Annotated in this window: 13 protein-coding genes and 2 pseudogenes; 12 read left to right on the top strand and 3 right to left on the bottom strand. The window is 61.4% G+C overall.

The window, feature by feature from the left end:
- The first annotated feature begins 2 nt into the window (after positions 1-2).
- Positions 3-1,145 carry a ParB/RepB/Spo0J family partition protein gene (locus NANH_RS0123300; RefSeq protein WP_027264189.1) on the top strand — a complete coding sequence of 381 codons (1,143 nt, stop codon included), beginning with the start codon at positions 3-5 and terminating at the stop codon, positions 1,143-1,145.
- A 27-nt stretch (positions 1,146-1,172) separates the two neighbouring features.
- On the opposite strand, the gene NANH_RS0123295 is transcribed toward NANH_RS0123300, so the two are convergent.
- Positions 1,173-2,231 (bottom strand): tyrosine-type recombinase/integrase, encoded by a 1,059-nt coding sequence (locus NANH_RS0123295; RefSeq protein ID WP_051372583.1) that lies wholly within the window; start codon positions 2,229-2,231, stop codon positions 1,173-1,175.
- Positions 2,232-2,672: 441 nt separating this feature from the next.
- Here NANH_RS0123295 and NANH_RS27105 point away from each other — a divergent pair, with 441 nt between their 5' ends.
- From NANH_RS27105 to NANH_RS0123260, 7 genes are read left to right on the top strand one after another with little or no spacing between them, the layout of a single operon-like run.
- Positions 2,673-3,452, top strand: coding sequence for a FadR/GntR family transcriptional regulator (locus NANH_RS27105; protein WP_139236369.1), 780 nt, complete (start codon positions 2,673-2,675; stop codon positions 3,450-3,452).
- The gene (locus tag NANH_RS0123285; protein WP_027264187.1) at positions 3,449-4,411 is read left to right on the top strand and encodes a tripartite tricarboxylate transporter substrate binding protein; all 963 of its coding nucleotides are present in this window, start codon (positions 3,449-3,451) and stop codon (positions 4,409-4,411) included. Before NANH_RS27105 ends, NANH_RS0123285 begins: the two co-directional genes overlap by 4 nt.
- Positions 4,412-4,429: 18 nt before the next feature.
- A complete protein-coding gene (locus NANH_RS0123280) occupies positions 4,430-4,897 on the top strand; it encodes a tripartite tricarboxylate transporter TctB family protein (RefSeq protein WP_027264186.1) in 468 nt (155 codons plus the stop codon).
- Positions 4,897-6,408 carry a tripartite tricarboxylate transporter permease gene (locus NANH_RS0123275; RefSeq protein ID WP_027264185.1) on the top strand — a complete coding sequence of 504 codons (1,512 nt, stop codon included), beginning with the start codon at positions 4,897-4,899 and terminating at the stop codon, positions 6,406-6,408. The genes NANH_RS0123280 and NANH_RS0123275 overlap by 1 nt, the downstream gene beginning before the upstream one ends.
- Positions 6,405-7,100, top strand: coding sequence for an SDR family NAD(P)-dependent oxidoreductase (locus NANH_RS0123270; RefSeq protein ID WP_036050273.1), 696 nt, complete (start codon positions 6,405-6,407; stop codon positions 7,098-7,100). The genes NANH_RS0123275 and NANH_RS0123270 overlap by 4 nt, the downstream gene beginning before the upstream one ends.
- Positions 7,101-7,119: 19 nt before the next feature.
- On the top strand, positions 7,120-7,815 hold the full coding sequence (locus tag NANH_RS0123265) for an RraA family protein (RefSeq protein ID WP_027264183.1): 696 nt from the start codon (positions 7,120-7,122) through the stop codon (positions 7,813-7,815).
- A 9-nt stretch (positions 7,816-7,824) separates the two neighbouring features.
- The gene (locus NANH_RS0123260) at positions 7,825-8,346 is read left to right on the top strand and encodes a 2,4'-dihydroxyacetophenone dioxygenase family protein (RefSeq protein ID WP_027264182.1); all 522 of its coding nucleotides are present in this window, start codon (positions 7,825-7,827) and stop codon (positions 8,344-8,346) included.
- Positions 8,347-8,466: 120 nt separating this feature from the next.
- Here NANH_RS0123260 and NANH_RS0123250 read toward each other — a convergent pair whose 3' ends face one another.
- Positions 8,467-10,401, bottom strand: coding sequence for a mechanosensitive ion channel family protein (locus NANH_RS0123250; protein ID WP_027264181.1), 1,935 nt, complete (start codon positions 10,399-10,401; stop codon positions 8,467-8,469).
- 910 nt (positions 10,402-11,311) lie between these two features.
- On the opposite strand from NANH_RS0123250, the gene NANH_RS0123245 reads away from it, so the two are divergent.
- The 4 genes and pseudogenes from NANH_RS0123245 to NANH_RS29925 form a co-directional block, all read left to right on the top strand.
- On the top strand, positions 11,312-18,172 hold the full coding sequence (locus NANH_RS0123245) for an autotransporter outer membrane beta-barrel domain-containing protein (RefSeq protein ID WP_139236367.1): 6,861 nt from the start codon (positions 11,312-11,314) through the stop codon (positions 18,170-18,172).
- A 192-nt stretch (positions 18,173-18,364) separates the two neighbouring features.
- Positions 18,365-20,197: an amidohydrolase gene (locus NANH_RS27100; RefSeq protein ID WP_051372581.1), complete on the top strand. Its 1,833-nt coding sequence runs from the start codon at positions 18,365-18,367 to the stop codon at positions 20,195-20,197.
- Between the two features lie 553 nt (positions 20,198-20,750).
- Positions 20,751-21,857, top strand: coding sequence for a transporter substrate-binding domain-containing protein (locus NANH_RS0123230; RefSeq protein WP_211237113.1), 1,107 nt, complete (start codon positions 20,751-20,753; stop codon positions 21,855-21,857).
- Positions 21,858-22,018: 161 nt separating this feature from the next.
- Positions 22,019-22,192 (top strand): annotated as a pseudogene (locus NANH_RS29925) (CoA transferase); the annotation flags it as partial.
- A gap of 55 nt (positions 22,193-22,247) precedes the next feature.
- On the opposite strand, the pseudogene NANH_RS29920 reads toward NANH_RS29925, so the two are convergent.
- A pseudogene (locus NANH_RS29920) lies at positions 22,248-22,448 on the bottom strand (hypothetical protein); the annotation flags it as partial.
- Positions 22,449-22,476 lie beyond the last annotated feature (28 nt).

Here is a 22,476-nt window from a genome sequence, read left to right as displayed (position 1 = left end):
GAATGGCAAAACGTAGAAAGCTCGAGGCCCCCAGCACCGAAGATCTCAGCCGGATCGAGGATGAGTTTCGCCGCGAAACCTCAGTTGTCGGCGCATCCCCGGCGGCCATGACCGCCGGACGCGCGGTGGCGCCGATCGCCCAGATCGCCGCCGACAGCGCCGCCCATGCCCAGACCGCCGATCCGGCGCGGCGCGCCGAACAGGCCCGCAATGCCGCCGATGCCGACCGTCTGCGCCACGCCCAGGCGCAGGGATTGCTGATCGCCGAATTGCCGCTGGAACAGATCGACGGCGACGCGATGATCCGCGACCGCACGGTGCTGGACGAGGATCAGATGGTCGAACTGCGTCAGTCGATCGCCGCCAGCGGGCTGCGCCTGCCGATCGAGGTGGTGGCGCTGGACCCGCCGCGCGACGACGGCGCGCGTTATGCGCTGGTGTCCGGCTATCGTCGGCTGATGGCGGTGCGGGGCCTGCGGGACCTGACCGAGAACCCGAAATACGACACCATCCGCGCCATTATCCGACCAGGCAAGGGGGCCGATGCGGCCTTTGTGTCCATGGTCGAGGAAAACGAGGTGCGCTCGGAACTCAGCCAGTTCGAACGCGGCCGCATCGCGGTGATTTCCGCCCAGCAGGGCGCGTTCGTCAATGTCGAGGACGCGGTCAACCGCCTGTTTGCCACCGCGTCCAAGGCCAAGCGCTCCAAGGTGCGCTCGTTTGCGCTGATTTTCGAGGAATTGGGCGACATGCTGGCGTTTCCGGAATCCCTGTCGGAAAAACGGGGTCTGCAGTTGGCCCAAGCCCTGCGCGGGGGGGGCGAATCCACGTTGCGCGAAGCCCTGGCCAGCGCCGATCCGCAGTCGCCCGAGGCCGAGTGGGCGGCCATCGAGCAGGCGATCGCCGCCGCCGAACCGGCAGCGCGCGATGCGCGCCGCGGCGGGCGGCCCAAGTCCGCGCCGCGGGCCGGGCAGGGCGCATCGGGCTGGCAGAACGCCGAAACCCTGCGCACCTCGGGTGGGATCACCATCCGCAAGATGCGCGACGACAAGGGCTTTTTGCTGCGGTTCGAAGGGGCCGGGATGGATCAGGACCTGATGGATTCGCTGATGGCCGAAATTCGCGATCTGCTGGAACGTCCCTGACAGGTTTCGCGGCGAAACCTGCCGCGCCTATAACCCCGCAGCCCTGGTCAGGTTCACCCGAAACCGGTCGCGGCGGCGTTGATAGCGGCGGGTCATTTCGACGCTGGCGTGGCCCAGATGCTTCTGCACATATCGCTCATCCACTTCGGCGGAGGTGGCAAGACCCGCGCGCAGGGAATGGCCCGAGAACAGCGCCAGACGCTCGGTCTCGGGCAGGTCGGACCGGATGCCGGCGGCCAGCACGGTTTGTTTTATCAGGCGCGCCACGTGCCGGTCGTTCAGCCGTGTTTCCAGGGCCCGTTTGCCGTCGCGAGAGGTGCGTACAAAGATCGGGCCAAAGTCGATCCGGGCGAAGTGCAGCCATTGCTCCAGCGCATGTACCGGGCAGCTCTGACTTCTGCTGCCGCGCCCGATTTCAATCTCGCGCCAGCCGGTCTTGCCGCGCAGGGTCAGCACCGCGCCCGGCTGCAGGATCTCGATCCAGCCACCGCTGTCGGGTGTGTCCTCGCGGCCCGCATCCAGGCACACGATTTCGCTGCGGCGCAGGCCGCCGGCATAGCCCAGCAGCAGCATTGCCCGGTCGCGCAAGCCGCGCAGATCAAAGGGCAGGGTGGCCACCATGGACAGGATATCTTCGGGCAGGATGGCCTCTTTCTGCAGCGGCGGGCGGGCGTGTTTGCGGCGGATCCCGGCGAGCACCGTGGCGATGTGGCGGTCCTTGCGATCGAGGGTAAAGCCGCGTTGGCGATACTGCCAGCCCAGCCCCGAGAGACGGCGCTCGATGGTGCTGACCGAGAGGGCCGGGGTCTTGCCCTGTGGTGCGGCGAGGTCGGCGATATAGAGACCGATCAGTTCCGGTGAAACGGGCAGGGGGTCCGCGCCCCGCATTCGGCACCACCGGCCAAAATGGGCCCAGTCGGCTTTGTAGGCGGCGTTGGTGTTTTGGGCTGTGGCGTTGCGGGCATATTCCCGCGCCGTGTCTGCGAGCCGGTCCAGATTGCCGGATCCGGCAACGTGTGAGGGCAGGGCGGTTTTCTGGCCGGGTTCGGGGCGGTTCGGGGGCGATTTTGCGGAGCTTTTGGTCATGTGGAGGACACTAGGAAAAAATATCCGATAAGGCAAGATTATAGGACATGACTGGGATCGATAAGGTGCGGCGGTTTTTCGTTTATTATCGGTATTAAGCGCCGCGGGAGACTTCATGGTCGGTGCGGTCCATCCGCCGGAGCTCTGGCGGATGTCCTGAGAGCGTAGCGGGATGTCTTGCCATTTCATAGTCACAGGCTCTGAAATTCCTGCGGATCCGGTCTTATTGCCGAAAGCGGCGATTGTGATTTTCAGGGCGTTCAGGGAAGGGTGAAAGCCGCTTACGCCGCTATGGCTGGCTGGTGCAACCGAGTTTCGTGAAACCGGGATCGCGAGAAGCGCAAAGATTGGTCGGTTGGCAGGCTCCCAATTGACGTGCGCTTTCCAGTCTGTTTATTCATCCTACCAATAGATTCGCACAGAGGCTTTGGAGGAGGGGCTGTGACAAATCCAAATGACAGTTGCTGGAAGTCCGGCTCTGCGCGGGTGGCCGAAAGCATTGGCAGCGCCATTGTGAACGGAACCTACCCTGTGGGAGAGAAACTGCCTCTGGAGGCGGATCTGGCGCGGCAACACGGCGCTTCGCGCAACACGCTGCGCGAAGCCATGCGATTGCTCGCCGCCAAGAACCTGATCGAGATTGCGCCGCGGCGCGGCACCGTCGTACGTCCGCGTGGCGCTTGGAACATTCTGGACCGTGACGTTCTGGCCTGGTCTGCATCGCAGTTTCGCAATGACCCGAGCTTTATGGAGGAACTGGTTCGGATCCGTTTCGCAATCGAACCGGCCGCAGCACAAGAGGCCGCGCGGAATGCAACGGACGCCGAGATTGCGGTCATCCGATCGACCTTTGAGGACATGGCGCGGTTGGTGGACCAACAGGACGAGCCGGACTGTCTGGAAGCGGATCTGGCCTTTCATGTCGCGGTGGCCGAAGCGACGCATAACCGCTTTCTGAAGTCTGTTGCATATTCGATCGTTCATGCGATGCGCCTGAACTTTCAGCGGCTGTTTGAAGTGCCTCACAACTTTGCGGGCAACCTCGAAAACCACCGTCTGGTGATGGACGCGATTGCGATGCGAGACCCGAAAGAAGCCTTTGACGCCAGTCTGCGGCTGCTGGAACGCAGCCACGATGACACGCGGCGTCTGTTCGAAAGCCCGCCCAAGCGGGAAGAAACCAACTTGTTCAACATGGAAAATGAGGAGATCGACCCATGAAAAGAACCACGCTTATTCCCGTCGTTGCCGCGCTAGCCGCATTGGCGGGCCCGGCTCTGGCGGAGTTTCCGGAGCGTCCGATCACATTGATCGTGCCGTGGTCGGCGGGCGGCGGCACCGACGCGGTGGGCCGGATGATCGCCGAAGGGCTGAGCAATGAACTGGGCACGCCGGTCAATGTGGTGAACCGCACCGGTGCAGGTGGTATCGTGGGGCACACCGCGATGATCGAGGCGGAGCCGGATGGGTACACGCTGGGTCTGGCCACGGCAGAGATCACCACATATGCCGCTATTGGCACCTCTGAGATCTCGGCGGCTGACATGACCGCCATCGGGTTGATGAATTTTGACGCCTCGGCCTTTAATGTGCGCGCCGACAGCGAATGGGGTGACGCCAAGGCGGCGCTCGCTGACATCGCGGCGAATCCGGGCAAATACAAGGCTTCGGGCTTTCCGGTGGGCGCGGCGTACCATCTGGCCTTTGCCAGCTTTCTGAACCAGAACGGCATCGACCCGACAACCGTGCCGGTCGTCCCCAGCCAGGGCGCGGCTCCGGGGTTTCAGGAACTGGTTGCGGATGGCGTGGCGATCGTGCCTTCATCGCTGCCCGAAGCGGCGTCGATGCGCGACGCGGGTTTGGTCAAGACGCTGGCCGTACTGTCCGCGGATCGTCTTGAGGCCTATCCGGACATTCCCACGGCGCAGGAGGCTGTTGGCACCGTATCGGTTGGTGGCACCTGGCGCGGAGTTGTGGGCCCTGCCGGGCTGTCCGAGGACGTGACCGGACAATTGGGTGAGGCGCTGGCCAAAGTCTATCGGAGCGACTCCTTTCAGGAGTTCATGGCCAACAGGGGTTTTGGCGTCAGCTGGCTGCCAGCGGATGAATTCAAAGCCTTCATGATGGATGCGACGGCCAGCAATGCCGACGTCATCGGCAAGCTTGGCCTGAAGCAATAGGCAAGGGGAGGTCCGCAGTTGAAACTGAATGATGCCGTTCTTGGGACGATCTTTGTTCTGATCGCACTCGTGGTGCTGTTTCAGGCGCGGACCTTTCCCACCCTGCCCAATCAACCTTATGGGCCGGGCACATTTCCCGCTATCGTCGCCTGTATCATGCTTTTGTGTGGCGGCGGTCTGATCCTGAACGGGGTCAGGTCGAGAGACCCTGTTCTGGTCCTGTCCGGCTGGATCCGTACGCCGGGAGCGGCCGGGCGGATGACAGCCATGGTGGCGTTCGTGGTGCTGTACATATTGTTCAGCAAGCAGATCGGTTTTCCACTGCTTGTCCCGGTCCTGCTGACGGCGCTGCTGTGGGTGATGCAGGTGCGGCTGTCGATGGCGGTGCCGATTGCGCTGCTGACAACAGGCGCGATCTGGATGCTGTTCTCGAAACTGTTGATGGTGCCGCTGCCACTGGGCCTGTTGACCGAGGTGATTTACTGATGGACGGAACCCTTTTGGCCGGTTTTGCACAGGTGCTGCAGCCGGGCGTTTTCCTGATCATTCTTGGCGCGTCGGCCTATGGGCTGCTGATCGGTTCTATTCCCGGTCTGACCGCAACCATGGGGACGGCGCTGCTGGTGCCTCTGACGTTTTTCCTTGACCCGATCCCGGCGATCGGAGCCATCGTGGCGGCCACCACCACGGCGATCTTTGCCGGTGACATCCCCGGGGCACTGCTGCGCATTCCCGGCACACCGGCCTCGGCGGCCTATACGGATGAGGCGTACAAGATGCGCCAGAACGGTCAGGTGGAACTTGCACTGGGTGTGAACCTGATGTGTTCGACCATCGGCGGGCTGGTCGGAGTCGCGATCCTGATCATTGCGGCGCCGCAGATTGCCAGGTTCTCGCTGGGCTTTTCCAGCTACGAGTATTTCTTTCTGGCGATCCTGGGTCTTTCCTGCGCGATCCTGGTCAGCAACGGGCCCCGCATCAAAGGCGTGCTTTCGCTCTGTGCCGGGCTGATGCTTTCGACCATCGGAATCGACGTGGTGATGGGGATCCGCCGTTTTACCTTTGGCGACAGCGAGTTGATCGGCGGGATTTCCATCATTCCCGTCCTGATCGGGATGTTTGCCATCACCGAGATCCTGCGCAAGGCTGCGGCTCCGTCGGATTTGCCGCCCACACCGCCGTTGCGATTGCGCGCGGCGGTGTCGGGGGTGATGGGCACCCTCTGGAAATACAAGGGCGGGGTCGCCCGTTCGTCGCTGATGGGCAGCGCCATCGGCGCGCTGCCGGGGGCAGGTGCGGATATCGCTTCATGGGTTGCCTTTGCGCTGGCCAAGAAGTTTTCACGCGAGCCCGAGAAATTCGGCACCGGTCATCCCGAAGGCATCGTCAGCGCATCGAGCGCCAACAATGCGGCGCTGTCGGGGGCCTATGTGCCCAGCCTCGTGTTTGGTATTCCCGGCGATACGATTACCGCGATCCTGATCGGCGTGTTGCTGATGAAAGGTATCACACCGGGGCCGATGGTTTTTGTCATGGACACCGGGCTGGTCAACGCGATCTTTGCGGTCTTTATCCTGGCCAACCTGCTGATGCTGCCCCTGGGTCTGGTTGCGATCACGGCGTCACGTCATCTGTTGTCCGTACGTCAGAAGATCCTGTTTCCCATCATTCTGCTGTTCTGCGTGATTGGTGCCTTTGCCGCCAACAACACCCTGTTCGACGTGTGGGTCTTGCTGGTGCTGGGTCTGGTCGCCTTTGTGCTGGAGGAGAATGACTTTCCTCTGGCGCCGATGATCCTTGCCCTGATCCTTGGACCGCTGATCGAAGAGAATTTCATGAAATCGGTGATCAAGGCGGATGGCAATTTGCTCGAATTCTTCAGCCGCCCGATTGCCGGCACGCTGGGGTTCATCACGTTTGCGATCTGGGGGCTGATGCTCGTTCTGTCCCTGCGCCGCCACTTCATGACATCCAGACGAGGAAACACGGCAACATGACACGAAATGTAATGGTCGTCGGAGGCACAAGCGGCATTGGCCGGGCCATCGCAACCGGATTTCTGGAGGCTGGCGACAGCGTCACGGTGACCGGTCATGCGGCGGTGGACGATCTGCCCGATGGAATGGGGCAGGCGAGGTTGGACGTGAGGGACGCAGCGGCGGTGTCCGCGTTTTTTGCACCGGTCTCGCGGCTGGATGTGTTGGTCAATTGTGCGGGGGTGATCCGGCGCGGCGGGGCCGAGTTCACCGCCGATGGCTTTGCCGATGTGATCGACATCAACCTGAATGGGTCGCAACGCTGTTGCGCGGCGGCGCATGAGGCGTTGAAGGCCGCTTCGGGCTGCGTGATCAACACCGCCTCGATGCTGACCTGGTTCGGTTCGGCGGTGTCACCGGGCTATGCTGCGTCCAAGGGCGGCATCGGGCAATTGACCCGGTCCCTGGCGATGGCCTGGGCGGGGGACGGCATCCGCGTAAACGCGCTGGCGCCCGGCTGGATCGCCACGCCGCTGACCCAGGCCCTGGGCGAGGATGCCGAACGGTCAGCCGTGATTTTGGGGCGCACGCCGATGAACCGCTGGGGCCAACCCGAGGACCTCGTGGGGCCGGCACTGTTTCTGGCATCCGCCGCCGCAAGTTTTGTGACCGGGGCGATCCTGCCGGTCGATGGCGGGTATTCCGCCGCGTGAATAGAGAAGGATATACACCATGAGCAAACCCTATGAGAGCGATGCCGATCTGTTCAAGCTGATGCGCGAACGCCTGTTCACGGCCGTGATTGGCGATGTGATGGACCAAATGGGTCTGCGCCGCCAGTTTCTGCCCGCCGGCATCGCCCCGTTGCAACGGACCAGCAAGATGGCCGGGCGCGCGATGCCCGTGCTTGAGGCGGATATCTTCGACGATGGCACCGAATTGTCACGCGGCCCGCTGGCGCGCAAACCCTTTGGGCTGATGCTGGAGGCGCTGGACGATCTGAAGGCGGGCGAGGTCTATGTCGCGACCGGGGCTTCGCTGCGCTATGCGTTGTGGGGAGAGCTGATGACCGCCCGGGCGTTGGTCTTGAAGGCGGCAGGCGCAATTCTGGACGGCTATGTACGCGATGCGGATGGCATAGAAGCGCTGGGTTTTCCAACCTTTTGCCGCGGTGTCTATGCGCAGGATCAGGGCGTGCGTGGCAAGGTGATGGATTTTCGCAGCGCGGTCGAGATCGGTGGAATCCGGGTCGAGCCCGGTACGTTGATCTATGGCGACCGCGAAGGCGTTCTGGTTATCCCGCGTGATGCCGAAGAAGAAGTGATCGTGCGGGCTCTGGAAAAGACCGAGACCGAGGACGCGGTGGGTGAAGCGATCCGGGGTGGCATGTCCGCCACGCAGGCGCTGGAAACCTTTGGCGTAATGTAAGGATAGCCGATGACACAGAATGATGATGAAAAGCGCATGCCCTATCAGCTCGGCATGCCAAAGGATGCCGGGGTCGATATTGTCGTCCCTCACGCGGTACCGCAAGACGACCGGATCTGGGTGCCCCAGGCCGACAACGTGTTCTTCCGGCCGCTCTGCCTGAACGCCTCGCAGGGGTATTGGGTGAATGTGCTGAAGGTGACAAAAGGCGGTGTGCTGAGCCGCCACCGCCACCCGCAGCCCGTGCATGGCTATGTTCTCAAGGGGCGCTGGCGCTATCTGGAACATGACTGGGTGGCCGAGGAGGGGGGCTATGTTTACGAGCCGCCGGGCGAAACCCATACCCTGGTCGTGCCTGACGATGTCGAGGAGATGATGACCATGTTCCAGGTCAACGGCGTGATGTGTTACGTCGATCCCTGGGGCAGGCAGACGGGTTATGAAGACGTGTTCACCAAGATCGACATGTGCCGCGCCCATTACGAAACCGTTGGGCTGGGCGCGGCCTATGTCGATCAGTTCATACGCTGATCGACATAGGCGCGTGACCCGGTGGCGCGCATCGCCAGGTGCACAGATGCCGAAGAAGGAGCCGTACCGAAACGTGACCGGTCCAGGTCGGGCGCATCGCCGGCAGCCTGGCGATGCCGGTCACGTGCCGGCGGCGACGCCACCGTCCTGGGCCAGATAGACGGTCGAGGACGGAATGGCGAACCCGGCTCCGTTGGCCTCGATCACCGCGCGGATCTCGTAGAGAAGTTCTTCTTGAACGGCGACGTATTGGTCCATGCTGCCGGCAGAGATGTTGGCATAGATGTCGATCACAATGGAGAACTCGCCGTATTCCACCAGCCGCACCCGGAGCGGTTTTTCCCGCACCCGCTCATGTGCGGCAAGGTAGCGGTGCACGTCGGCGGTGATCGTCTTGAGGGTCTCGGAAGGCGTGTCGTAGCGCAGACGAACCCGATGGCGGAACATGAACGCTCCGCGCTTGCTGTAATTGATGATCTTGCGCTTGGACAGGTCGGCGTTGGCGACGGTGATCAGCGTCTGGTCCAGCGCCCGGATTCGGGTCGAGCGAATGCCGATTTCTTCTACTGTGCCGGCCAGATCGTCGAAGGAACAAAACTCGCCCACCCTTACGATCCCGTCGGCATAGAGGATCAGCCCGCCGATGAAATTCTCCAGCGTGGGCTGAGCCGCGAGTGCGATGGCCAAGCCGCCGACACCCAGACCGGCGATGACACCGTAGATTGGGATGCCGATCTGCGTCGCCCCGTACCCCAGAACCAGAATCGACACGCCGAAGGACAGCGCCCTGAACCCGGTTTGCAACAGGCTTGCGTCAAGACTTGTTTGGCTCAGTGACTGATTGTGTACCGTGCAGATGTAGATCAGTTGCAGGACCTGGTAGGTCAACCAGGCAGAGGTGGCCCAGAAGACCAGACTGCCGAGGGTGCTGACGAAGAACATCACCGAGCCGGTGATGTTGAACTGCTGGTTGCAGATGTATTCCGCAAGTTTCACCGACAGCAACAGCAGCAGGGGGGGCACGATGCTGCGCAATTGCCTGCGGGCCAGTCCCAGTGGCACTGCCCGACGGGCGTTCCAGCGCACATAGACGGTCATCGCGGCCAGCAGGACGACCACCAACAGGACCAGTCCGATCCACTGCCAGACGGTCTGACCGGCGAAGGGCCACATAAGCCAGTCGGGACCGTCGAGGATGAGCTCGTACCATTGCGGCGGGATCAGATTGCCGGGCGTGTAGATGTAGTAGAGATAGGTATCTTCGGTATTGTCCGCGATGATGGGCAGGCCCGCGAGCGTGACGTAGTCGTTGGGAATCCGGTCAACGCTTGCCGCGGTGAACAGATATTCTCCTTGCCGTGGGCCTTCGGTCTGCTGTGCGATGGTCAGGCTCGTGCCGGGGATGGTCCACTTGGCTTGCGTCGTGGCCTGTTCCTTGGTGCGCACTGCGCCGACACCGACGCCCGGAATTTCGACCAACTCGGGCAGATAGATCCGGTCCAGGATTTCCTGAAGCTGCAGCACCAGTTCGATGCTCGTTTTCTCACGGGACGAAGCGGGGATGTCGGAGAGGTCGAGCGTCTCGGAGGCCTTGTCGATCAGCGCGCTCACCTTTGCGACGTTCTCGAGTTCTTCGGGGTTCAGTTGGAGATCGTTGCTTGCGAGGTAGCGGTCGCGGGTGTCCAGCCAGAGCCTGTTGGTTTCGTCCATGATCAGCAGGAAACTGCCCAGCGTCGCGCGTGGGCTGCGCGTATCGGGTGGAGAGATCGGATTCCGGACGATCCGGTTGTACCTGTCCTGCAGAACCGCGCTTTGCTTGACCTGGCTTCGGATCGTCTTGAGCAGACCCGAAGAGGTGACAACCGTGTTCTCTTCACCCGTGGCGGGGGCGCTGGTGAGGGCCGCGTCCCGAGGCGTGTCGGCGGCTTGCGCCAGCGCAAGCGCGGGGCTTAGTAGGCAGGCCAGAAGCAGGCCTGAAAACACCTTTGAAATCAGGGGGATCTGCCGGTAGTGGATGGCGAATGGTATTCGCCAAGCTGCGAGAACGTCTTTCATTCCTGGTCCTTGGTCACGTGAAAAAGTTTGTTCCTGCGAAGGTCTGGTCCGCTTCGCGTTCGGCACCTGCGTTTGCTGTTTGTCCCTGGGCCCGCGAGTTGCGGGCGTTGGCTGTTCTCGAATTCCGGGCGTGTGACCGGGGGCAGCATATCGTCTGCCCCGGGTCATGGATTTCTACGAGGTCGCCAGATTTGCGCCTCATGGTGGCGTTCGACGGTTGTATCCCCCGGGGATGTGGCGTGCGGGTTTCACGGCCAACGGGGTGCCCAAACATTCAAACGAGATCGACAAACCTGCGCTCCCTTGTGGCTGTGCGCGCCGTTTTTCAGGACAGAAGCCCAATTCAAATCAGAGCCTCCCAGGTTCATGTGAAATCAGTTTTGTTTTGCCAAATGGTTAACTTCTGCACGGTCTGTTTTCACGCGGTAGCCGGCGCGGCCCTGGCGAATCCGCACCGGTGAGGAAGGCGTGGGCCTGCCGGTCGAATATCGGATCATCTTGGGCCGCCCTCGCAGGGCGATGGCGTAAGGGCGGTCGCATCATCAGAACTCATTTGAAGATAGCGGTGGTGCAAATTTGCTGCAGCCGTCGATTTTGTTGAATGCTACACACGTTAAGGTTGATCTTATCGAGGATAGAACGTGTTTTGCGGGAAGTCTGTTTCTAAAGCCCAGGTAAAATCATCATGATCAGTTCTAATACGTCACCTTCGTTCAATGCGGTCATGAGCCGATCGGATAGATGGTCAACCACTGCGCTTGTGACCACATTTGCGACATTTGCCACGCTTTGGCCGGTTGCCGGTTACGCGGGATGCGCGGTTTCGGACCTGAAGGCGACGTGTTCTGGCAGCGATATCGGCAACATAGATTCCACTGGGGCCACATATACGGATATTACTTACTCAAAAGTGACTGCGGCCTTCGGGCCAGCCGGCAGTAGCGATCCCGATTACGCCCTGCGCCTGACCTCGACCGGGAGCCCGGGCGAGAGCGGTGTCGATACGCACCACTACGATGGCCAGAATGGGGGCGATGGCGTCACGCCCCGGAATCTCTCGGCAACGCTGTCGTTCGATCTGGGCTATGGCATCCAAAGCGCGAAAGGTGGCATTTACCTTGGTGCGACAGGCGGCGACGGCGGTGAGGCGAACGAAGACAGCGAGGCCTGGTCGCATGCCAAAGGCGGGAGAGGCGGCGACGGCGGAGATGGCGCGGCGCTGACGGTCAACGCAAAAAGCGATGGCGGCGGCAAGACCCCGGCGGCGATCACCACCCAGGACGGCGCGGGTTTGATACTCGCCACAGACGGCGGCGACGGTGGTCTGGGTGGCAAGGGCACCGTTCAGGGCATCTTTCGCCAGGGAGAAGGTGGCAGAGGCGGCGACGGTGGAGACGGTGGCGAGATTGTTCTCGAACTGGACGACGGACATTTCGTCGATGTCACCACAAGCCGTTCCGTGGGTCTTGGGCTGTTCAGCATCGGCGGCGTTGGCGGTACGGGCGGAGAAGGTCTTTCAGGCGACGAAGGTTTCGGTGCCGAGGGTGGCTTTGGAGGAGATGGCGGCCATGTCGTGTTGAAGGCCACGGCCAGCAGCAACACGATCACGACCACCGGTGACGCACATCACGGGATCGTGGCGATCAGCGAAGCGGGAGACGGCGGTACAGGCGGAGAGGGACACGGACCCAGCAAAGGGCAGGGCGGTACCGGTGGCCAGGGCGGGGCAGGCGGCGATATCGACGTCGATTTCTCCGGCACGGTCGCCACGGACGGAACCCAGGCTCAAGGCATCTTCATTCAAAGCATCGGCGGGGCCGGTGGCGACGGTGGCGAGGGCGACAGCGCTTTTAATGGCGAGGGCGGATCTTCTACTGGACCGGGTCCCGCCGGAGGTGTCACGCTTACACTGGATACGGCGACGATCGGCACCAAGGGTGCGGAGTCCTCGGCGATCCTGTTGCAAAGTGTCGGTGGCTTTGCCGGTGCTTCGGGCGACGCGGACGGATTTGTGGCCTATGGCGCGAACGGTCAAAGCGGCGGCGATGGCGCTGGCGTGACCGCTACGCTGAACAGCGTGACGCTGACCACAGCGGGCGATTTCTCCGGCGGCGTCGTCGCGATCAGCACCGGTGGCGGTGGCGGCACGGGATCGAAAGACGCCGGCTTTGTCGCCATGGGGTCCGAGTCGGGCGCCGGTGGAGATGGCGGCGACGTATCGATTGCGTTCTCTGGCGATACCGAGATCACCACTCAGGGCGAAGACTCGTCGGGGATCATCGCGCTCAGCGTGGGCGGCGGTGGCGGTGTCGGCGGCGCCAACGACGGGGTTGTCGCCCTGGGCGGGCAGGGCGGAACCGGTGGTGATGCCGGCAGTGTCGCACTGACCAACGACGGCGACACCACGATAACCACCAGCGGCGACCATTCGGTCGGCGTGCTGGTGGGCAGCGTCGGCAACGGCGGCGGCAAATCAACGTCACCCGGTGGTGCATGGGCCTTTGGGGCGGAGGGCGGCGATGGAGGCGACGGCGGGCGCGCGGCACTGACGCTGAGCAGCGGAACGCTCAAGGTCAGCACAACCGGCGAGAACGCGGATGGTGTATTGATTTCGTCAATCGGCGGCGGCGGCGGCCATGGTGGCGGCACAGTCGAAGCGATCGCGATCGTAGAGCCCGCAGTCGGAGCCACGGGCGGCAGCGGCGGCGACGGTGGGGATGTCACCGTCACATCGGATGGCGGCGCGGTAGACATTGAAACAATGGGCGCCAAAGCAAGTGGGTTTTTGGCCCAATCCATCGGCGGCGGCGGTGGCGATGGCGGATATGTGGTCAATGTCGAAATCGGCATGATGTTCAACCAGCAGACCGGTGCGCAGAATGACGCCAGCGGCAACCAGGGCGGAGCCGTCAGCATCGGCAACAAGGATACCGTGGGGCTGAATGGCGTGGTCAAGACAGGAGGCGACAGCGCCGTCGGCGTTCTGGTCCAGTCTGTTGGCGGCGGCGGTGGGTCCTCTGGCAACAGCATCGAGGCGGGTGCTGCGATCGAATTCAACCAGGTGATGGGCAGCGATGGCGGTGCGGGCGGCGATGGCGGTATCGTGCTGGCCAACACGAAAACCGACGTGACCACCACGAGTGAACATGCCGACGGTATCGTGGTGCAATCGATCGGCGGCGGCGGCGGTCATTCCAGCAACATCGTCAACTCCGATGTTTCAGGCCTGGAGATGAGCCAGTTTGTCGGAAATCAAGGGGCCGTGGGCGGCGATGGCGGGGACGGCGGTTCGGTAACTCTGCTGGCCGATGGCACCGTGCAGACCGTCGGCGATAATTCATCGGGCGTTGTGGCGCAGTCCGTTGGCGGTGGTGGCGGCAAAGGTGGTCATACGGTCGATGCGGATGCTTCTGTCGAGCTCGCCGCGGTCAAGCTGGGAGCCTCTGGCGGCGACGGAGGCAACGCAGGTGATGTCGAGCTGACCGTGTCGGGAGAGATTGAAACCAAGGGCGATCTGTCTGCCGGTATCGTCGCCCAGAGCATCGCCGGAGGCGGGGGGCAAGCCGGCGTGATGATTTCCGGGGATGTCGCGCTCAGCCTGAGTTACACGCATGGCGGCAATGGCGGCGATGGCGGTCAGGCGGGGACGGTCACGTCTGACAACAGTGCGAACGTCAAGACCTCTGGCGGTCTGGCAACAGGTATTCTGGTCCAAAGCGTTGGTGGCGGCGGCGGTGCGGGCGGGCTCACGTTTTCAGGCAAGTTGTCCGTGGGTGAATTGAGCGTCACGCATGGTGGGGATGGCGGCGATGGCGGTAGCGCCGATGCGGTGACGCTGACCAACACCGGCACTGTCGCAACAGAGGGCAGCACTGCGGTCGGGCTGCTGGCGCAATCAATTGGTGGCGCAGGCGGCACAGGCGGGGTGCTCACGTCGACTTCGATAACGGTCGGAGAGGTATCGGGGGCGGTGGACGTTTCGATCGGGGGCGATGGCGGCACAGGTGCGTCAGCGCGCGATGTAACGCTTCACAATTCCGGCGCGGTGACCACCAAAGGCTATCAGTCCGTCGGTCTTTTTGCTCAATCAGTGGGCGGCAATGGCGGCAATGGCGGCGCAGTCTATGCCGGCATCGTGTCCCTGGATGCCGATGGTAGTGGAACGGTGAATGTGGCCGTCGGTGGCGATGGCGGTGACAGTGGCACCGCGGGGAATGTCTCGGTCGTCAATGACGAAGGTGCGGATATCGCCACCGACGGCCACTATTCCGATGCGATTTATGCGCAGTCGGTGGGCGGCAACGGCGGGCTTGGCGGTGGCAGCTACGCCTTCAGCCTGAACGCAGGCAAGGCAAGCTCGGTCGAAAGCTCTGTCTCTATTGGCGGCAGCGGTGGAGACGGTGCCATCGGTGGGAACGTCAGCGTCGAAAACCACGCCAAGCTTGCCACTACAGGCGGTAACGCGCACGGGGTCCGGGCTCAGTCAATCGGCGGGAATGGCGGGGTAGGGGCTTATGGGTTTCTGTTCGCCGGCGAGTATTCCCAGAAACCCTCCAGTGGTGCCATGCAGGTCAATCTTGATGCCTCGGTTGGCGGCAGCGGTGGTGAGGGTGCCAATGCCGGCAAGGCCAACGTGGTCAACACGGGCGATATCAGCACCCAGACAGAAACATCCTATGGGATTTTTGCCCAGTCGGTGGGCGGCGGCGGCGGCGACGGCGGAAGCAGCGGCGCACATAGTTTTGGGTATACGAAAACCCAGCAAAAGACCGATCCGAAGTACAGCTTTGCGCTCACGTTCGATATGGGCGGCTCCGACGGGGCATCGGGAAATGGCGGCGACGTCAGCGTCGATCATTCCGAAGGCACCATCACAACAGCCGGCAAGGCCGCTTATGCGATTTACGCGCAATCGGTGGGCGGCGGCGGCGGCAATTCAGGCAACGGGACCGCAGATGGCAAAGGCTGGATCGCCGATATCGTGCAAGTCGCCGAATGGGCGCATGACATCTACGATACCTACGAGGAGATTTCCGGACTTCTGAAAGGTTCTGTCGGCATCGGTATCAACATCGGCGGAAAGTCGGGGGCGTCCGGAACCGGCGGCGACGTCACGGTTAAAAACGGTGGTACGCTACATACCACGGGGGACAGTGGCACAGCCATATTCGCGCAATCCGTCGGCGGCGGCGGCGGCAATGGCGGCGATGCAAGCCAAGGGTTGTTGACGTCACTGACCGTCGTGCAATCGGGTAGTGGCGGCGGCGACGCGGGCAATGTTTGGGTGACCAACTCGGGGTCGATCCAGACAGAAGGTGCCGGTGCGATGGGCGTTTATGCGCAATCGGTTGGCGGCGGCGGCGGCAGCGGTGGCGACATGGAAGGCAATCTTGTCACTGCATTTGCCGACTTTGTGCAAACCGCAGGCGCCGAGATGTTTGGCACCGATGACGGCGGCGCCGGTGGCACCGGCGGCGATATCACGATCGACAGTTCAGGCGACATCGCCACCACCGGCGAGAATGCGCATGGCATCTGGGCACAGACCGTCGGCGGTGGCGGAGGCGCCTCGGGTGTGCTTGAGACCGAGAGCGTTGGCAGCACTTTGAAAAACGTCATCGGCAGCGCCGGGGCAGACGGCGACGGCGGCTATATCAACCTTTATGTGGATGGCAAGATCGACGTTCAGGGCAACGGATCGCACGGTGCCTTTGTGCAAAGCGCCTCTGGTGGCGACAGCTATTCGGGCGGTCTCAAGGTGTATGTCACGGGAAGCGTCTCGGCGGCTGGGGAAAACGGTCGCGCCATTCTGGCGCAGACCTCGGAAACGGGGAGCAGCGACCCGAAAGGCGATAAATCGACCGGCAAGACCTGCGACGACTTCGATACCCTGTGTCGGGGCACCGCGCACATCTACGTGCGATCAGGCGGCGTGGTCGAAACGACCAACCCAAAGGCCTACGAGACCATCGCGATCTCTGGCGGGCGGACAACCTACAATACGGACGGCACGATCTACTATTCCAATCTGGTTAATAACGCCGGAACCATCCAAAGCGCCGACGCGGATTCCGTTGTAATCGCCAACGATGCCGAAGGCGGCCTGCGAATCCATAACCTGTCTGGCGGCCTGCTGTCCGGCTCGCTGCAGCTGGACGACGCCAACCGAACCGAGTTCGAGAACCAATCCGGGGCCACCTTTGCCGCTGGATCGAAGATCTATCTGGGCAATCTGGGCAACTATATCGGGTCCGGCGGCGGTACGATGTCAGCGCATGGTGCGGGAACCATCGGCACCAGCGTAGTGAGCTTTGGCGGCACCTATTCCGAAGCAGGCACCCTGCATGTGGACGCCGCGCAGTCTTCGGACGGCAAGCTGTCCAACGACCAGTTGCAGTTCACCGGCCTCGGCGCGTCGGCCAAGGTGAATTTGACGGGCCAGGTCGCAACCGTCTGGTCCGGCTCTACCAAATTTGCCTCGGGCGACACGGGCAAGCTGCTGATCGCCACCCTGGACGCCAACGCCAGCCTCGACAGCTTTGATGCGTCGGCGGTCGACACGTCGACTGTGAGCTACACGCTGAGCACCGATGACAGCAAAAAGAACGTCTATGCCACCTATACTGTCGATTACTCTGGCGGCGCTGCGGGCGCATCGATGGGGGCAAACGCCCGATCTTACGCGAATTACTTCAATCGAGTGATAAAAACAGTCGAGGCCGGTACAAGCAATGCGCAATCGGACGATCTGTCTGCGCTGGCCACCAGGTTCCTGAACACCGCCTCTATCGCCGAGCTGGAAACGGCCTATCGGCGTCATGCGCCGGAAGAATACCTGATCGCGGCCTCTAACGCGGTCTCCAACGCACATGCGCTGAACCAGCTGCTGCAAAGTTGTCCAACCATTGAGGCATCTGCCGGTACCGGCTTTTTGCGCCAGAATGACTGTAACTGGGTGATGGGGGTTGGCGAGCGCCTGCATCAGGACGCCAAATCCGAAAGCCCCGAATACGACGAGACCACATGGGGTGTGGCAATGGGTGCGCAGCGCGAGGTGTCCGGCGATACATTTGTCGAAATCGCAGGCCTGATTGAAACGGTCTCGATCGGGGGCGAGAATTTCGACCACGACGGCAACCGGTACGCGATGGGCGTGGCGCTGAAGCGCGAGATCGGGCGCGTTACCTTGTCCTCGACGCTCACCGGGGGCGTCTATTCGATGAACAACGAACGCCGCTATGCCACCGGCGGCAACAGCTACAAAGCCGAAGGCGATGTGAATGGCGGCTTTTTTGGGGCCGAGGTGCGTGCGTCCGCGGTGTTGTCCGGAGAGCGCGGATATTATCTTAAGCCATCAGCGGCACTTTCCTATACCAAGGCCTGGCAAGACAGCTTTTCGGAAAGCGGAGCGGGCCCGTTGAACTGGAACGTTGGCGCGGTCAGCGAAGAATGGGTGGCCTTTACCCCCTCGATCGAGATGGGGCGCGCCTTTAGCACGAACGACCGTTCGATGCTGACCTTTGTACGCGCGGGTGTCACGGCCATGCTCAACGAGCCATCGATGTCTCTGTCGAGTTCGCTGATCGGGGTCGATGCCTCGGCGGGTGAATTCAACGGCATACTTTCGACCGGGCGCTATCAGGGCGAACTGGAAGCCGGCCTTCGCATGAAACTCGATGACAGGCTGATGATCTCGTTGACCGGGCGAACGGCGGTGGCGGAAGACAGCTATGACTATGGTATTCGGGCCAAGCTGGAATGGCGGTTCTGACCTTGGCGGCGGTGGTCGCAGGGCCCAGCCCCGGGTCGGCCGGTCGTGTCGCGTTTCAGGCCGAACGCGGCACGATCTTCTGCAGAAGCTCATGACATAAGGCGTCCTTTCCAGGTCGGGCGCCCTCATATTTCGGCACTTTCAGACTGCCGGATGCAATTCACCCCTTCGTATCCTAACAGGAGATATTACATGAAGACTCTATCCCTACGCGGCGCTCTGATGGCCAGCGTCCTGCTTGCCGGCAGCGTGGTATCGGCGCAGGAGATCGCCGATACCATCTATTCCGGCGGTCCGATCCTGACCATTGACGACGACCAGCCCAACGCCGAGGCGGTGGCGGTCAAGGACGGTCGGATTCTGGCCGTGGGTGCATTGGACGCGATCGAGCAGCATCGCGGCGAGGCCACCGAGAACTTTGATCTGAACGGGCGCGCGATGCTGCCAGGGTTTATCGACAGTCACGGGCATGTGGTCCTGGGCGGATTGCAGGCGCTTTCCGCGAACCTGCTGTCACCTCCCGATGGCGATGTGACCGATATCGCCAGTCTGCAGGATGTGTTGCGAAAATGGGCCAAGGACAACAAGAAGGCGGTCGAAAGCGCCAACATGATCGTCGGCTTTGGATATGACAACGCCCAGCTTGCAGAACTGCGCCACCCCACACGCGAGGAACTGGACGCGGTGTCAACGGATGTGCCGATCATCATCGTTCACCAATCCAGTCATATCGGCGTTGCAAACTCCAAGGCGCTGGAACTGGCCGGGATCGATGCCTCTACCCCGGACCCCGAAGGTGGGGTGATCCGACGCGAGGCGGATGGTACGCCAAACGGCGTTCTTGAGGAATACGCCTTTATCAACACGATCGTTCCGATGCTGGGACAGCTCGGCGAAGACGGGCTTGCCACGTTTGCGCGCGCAGGTTCACAGCTCTGGGCGAGCTATGGATTCACAACGGCGCAGGACGGTCGCTCCACAAAAGGTATTGTGGAAGCCCTGCGCAGTATCGACGCAAAGGGGGAACTGCCGATAGATGTAGTGGCCTATCCCGATGCGTTCGAGGAGCGGGACTTTATCGGCGACAACGTCTCGCTTGCCTATTCCGGAAATGTACGGGTCGGAGGGTGCAAAGTCACCATTGACGGCTCCCCTCAGGGCTTCACCGCGCTGCGCGACCGGCCCTATTATGCCCCGGTCGGCGACTATCCGGCTGGCTATGCCGGCTATTCTTCGGCGACGATGGATCAGGTGCAGAAAGCTGTGAACTGGTGCTATGAAAACGGGATTCAGGTCATTGCTCATGCCAATGGCGAAGGTGCCTCGGACATGCTGATCGCGGCGATTGGCGCGGCGAAGGAGAAATACGGCGATCCCGGCAATCGTCCCGTTCTGCTCCACGGTCAGTTCATGCGCGAAGATCAGATTGAAAGCTATCAGAAGCAGGGCGTGTTTCTTTCGCTGTTTCCGATGCACACCTTCTTTTGGGGCGATTGGCACCGCGAACACACCGTCGGGCCGGTCAACGCCGACAACATTTCGCCAACCGGCTGGGCGCGAGACCGTGGGATGATGTTCGCCACCCACCATGACGCGCCCGTGGCTTTGCCCGACAGCATGCGCCTTCTGTCAGCCACCGTCACCCGCCGGACGCGGTCCGGCGACATTTTGGGGCCGCGTCAGCGGGTCGACGTGATGACCGCGCTCAAGGCAATGACGATCTGGCCTGCATGGCAGCATTTCGAAGAGGCGGACAAGGGAACCATCACCACCGGAAAAATCGCCGATTTCGTGCTGTTGTCTCAGGATCCCACGGCGGTCGATCCTGAAACGCTTTCTGATCTTCAGGTTCTGACGACAATCAAGGATGGAGCCGTGGTCTTTGACGCCGCAAAGGACACACGCAAAGCACATGCAGGTTCAGCGCCGTTCTCCGCTAGCCCATCGCAGGCAGAATACTTCCTGCACGCCATGTACGATGGGCTTCGGGGCAATCGTGAAGGAGCCACACATGTCGATCGCTGATACCATCGGCGCGGTCAAAATGTCATCGGATGTATGGCGGAGCGAACAGTGAAGCAAGCGATCGAAAACCGCATCAATCCGGTGAGGCAATCGTCATAGGTCCTTGGTAAAACGAGGACCGCGCAACGCGGCCAAACAGAACATTGCCGGAAATGTCACGTTTGGCCGCGTTGAAATCACGGTGTGTGCGACTTGATCGGTCACCCACCAGAACGCGAATAGAGGACCGTTACATCGCCCGTCAGACACCGGCGCGGACGCACCGATACGAAAGAGACTGCCCTTTCGTAAAGACCATGATGACGGACGGTTTCGCGCCTCTCGGTCGCTATTGTCCGGCATCTGACTTTTGGATTGGACCGTGAACGCGTTGCTCTTTTGGTGGGTATTTTGTTCATGAGCACGTTTTCTTTAGAAATGGGCCGAATAATGATCGGGAAGGGCGGCATTCGAATTGTCGTCTTTCGATCGTTCCTGACCATTTCCAACCTTCCCTGAACGCAGCCCCTGATGAACGCCCGGCCTTTCAACGGAACAACAAGGTAACCGAAAGTTGTCGATATTCTTTACGCTTGTGAGACTGCCCTCACGGACACGCTTGTTTGCTATCTCCCTTTTTCTGGCAATCGCCGCCACGCTTGCATCCGCTCAGGTTGAGCAAGCGCCGCTGGTTGTCGGAATACATGATAGCCCGCCGTTTGTGATGTCAGAGGACGGCGCCTATACGGGCTTTGCGGTCGACTTGTGGGAAAGGGTGGCCGAAGATTTGGGATATCGGTTCGAGTATCTCGAATTCGATACGGTTCGTGAGATGCTGGAAGCGGCAACCACCGGCGACATTGATGTTGCTGTCAGCAACCTGACAATTACCCAGGAACGCGCTGCACGTCTCGATTTTACCCAGCCGTGGTATGATTCCGGTCTGCGAGTGATGGTTACCGACAGCGCGAGCTCCAGTTTCTGGAACCTTTTCATGGGGCTAAAGGACTCAGGTTTCTTGCGCGCCTATGCCTGGTTGGCCTTCGCGATCCTTGCTGCTTCAATCGGATTCACACTGTTCGATCGCAAGTTCGACAAGGCATTTCCGACGGCATTTCGCGATGGATTCGCCGAGAGTTTCTATACCGTCATGACCGTGGCGACGTCCGGAAAACCTCCGAAACGCAAAAACCTATTCGGTTGGCTGGGTAAGATGTGGCAAGGTTTCTGGCTGGTCTTCGGAATGGTGGTCGTCGCTTTCGTTACATCCTCGGTTACCAGTGTCATGACAACGCTGAGCATCAAGAACAGTATCCGCAGTGTCGCGGACCTGCCGGGTCTTGATGTCGCCGTCGTCGAAGGCAGTACAGCCGAGACCTTTGCAATAAACAATGGTCTGACCACCATTGCCTATCCCAAGGTGTCTGCGGCCGCCGAGGCATTGCTTGATGGCGAGGTCCAGGCCGTGATTGGTGACAAGCCCGTGTTGGAATATTATGCCCAAAAAAATCCGGGCGAACCCCTCGACGTTGTCGGGGCCGTGTTCAGCCCTGAGAAATACGGCTTTGGCCTGATGAGGAACAGCCAATTGCGAAAAGACATCACGGTAGAGATCGTAGGCGCACGGGAGGACGGCACATTGGGCGAGTTGGGGGCGCTGTATTTCGGTCTTAATCCCTGATTGGGTACAATAATGCTGATGGTATTGCCATCCTCCCGACACAATCCGAGGTCATCGGCGCCGTGCTTTGTGCCGACGATCATGGCGGACAGGACCAGCTCGTTTCATGTGGCGTCTGGGGTTTTGCGGTGCTGCCCTGAACCTCGTAAAGCTGGCAGGACATGTTCCGCATTGCCGGGCGTGAAGATCAGAACGACGATCCGCGATATGCCAATCCGGCCACCCGTATGCGGTATTCCGAAGAGATCTACTGCATACTTGAAAAAATGATCGCCGATCGTACGGTTGAGGAATGGCGGCGCGCGCTGGATGTGGCGGCCATTCCGGTGCAGAAGGCGAACACCAAACAAGGTCTGTTGGACGATGAACAGCCGATGGCGACGGGGTTCCGGCAATCGGCGGTCCAGATTTTACAGTCCAGCGCCGGATGCTTTCATATGGCACGCCGATGCCGCGCTCTGGCGGCAGTTCTTCAACCTCGCGCAGGCTGATATTGTACCGGACCTACAACCGGACGGCACGAGCGATGATCTTGGGCGGAAAACGGGGCGCTTGTCGCGGAGCGACGGGGTTTGCATCGGTCCGAACCATGCCGAAACCCGCACGAACAATCGTCGCC

It is taken from the genome of Sedimentitalea nanhaiensis DSM 24252, from assembly GCF_000473225.1.
In the GTDB taxonomy this organism is placed as follows: domain Bacteria; phylum Pseudomonadota; class Alphaproteobacteria; order Rhodobacterales; family Rhodobacteraceae; genus Sedimentitalea; species Sedimentitalea nanhaiensis.
The sequence above is the reverse complement of the archived record's forward strand: the minus strand, read 5'-3'. Positions and strand labels throughout refer to the sequence as shown.

Coding starts and splice junctions, on each gene's coding strand:
- NANH_RS0123285 (WP_027264187.1), top strand. CDS start 3,449: ATGAAAAGAACCACGCTTATTCCCGTCGTTGCCGCGCTAGCCGCATTG.
- NANH_RS0123275 (WP_027264185.1), top strand. CDS start 4,897: ATGGACGGAACCCTTTTGGCCGGTTTTGCACAGGTGCTGCAGCCGGGC.
- NANH_RS0123265 (WP_027264183.1), top strand. CDS start 7,120: ATGAGCAAACCCTATGAGAGCGATGCCGATCTGTTCAAGCTGATGCGC.
- NANH_RS0123300 (WP_027264189.1), top strand. CDS start 3: ATGGCAAAACGTAGAAAGCTCGAGGCCCCCAGCACCGAAGATCTCAGC.
- NANH_RS27100 (WP_051372581.1), top strand. CDS start 18,365: ATGAAGACTCTATCCCTACGCGGCGCTCTGATGGCCAGCGTCCTGCTT.
- NANH_RS0123295 (WP_051372583.1), bottom strand. CDS start 2,231: ATGACCAAAAGCTCCGCAAAATCGCCCCCGAACCGCCCCGAACCCGGC.
- NANH_RS0123270 (WP_036050273.1), top strand. CDS start 6,405: ATGACACGAAATGTAATGGTCGTCGGAGGCACAAGCGGCATTGGCCGG.
- NANH_RS0123250 (WP_027264181.1), bottom strand. CDS start 10,401: ATGAAAGACGTTCTCGCAGCTTGGCGAATACCATTCGCCATCCACTAC.
- NANH_RS0123260 (WP_027264182.1), top strand. CDS start 7,825: ATGACACAGAATGATGATGAAAAGCGCATGCCCTATCAGCTCGGCATG.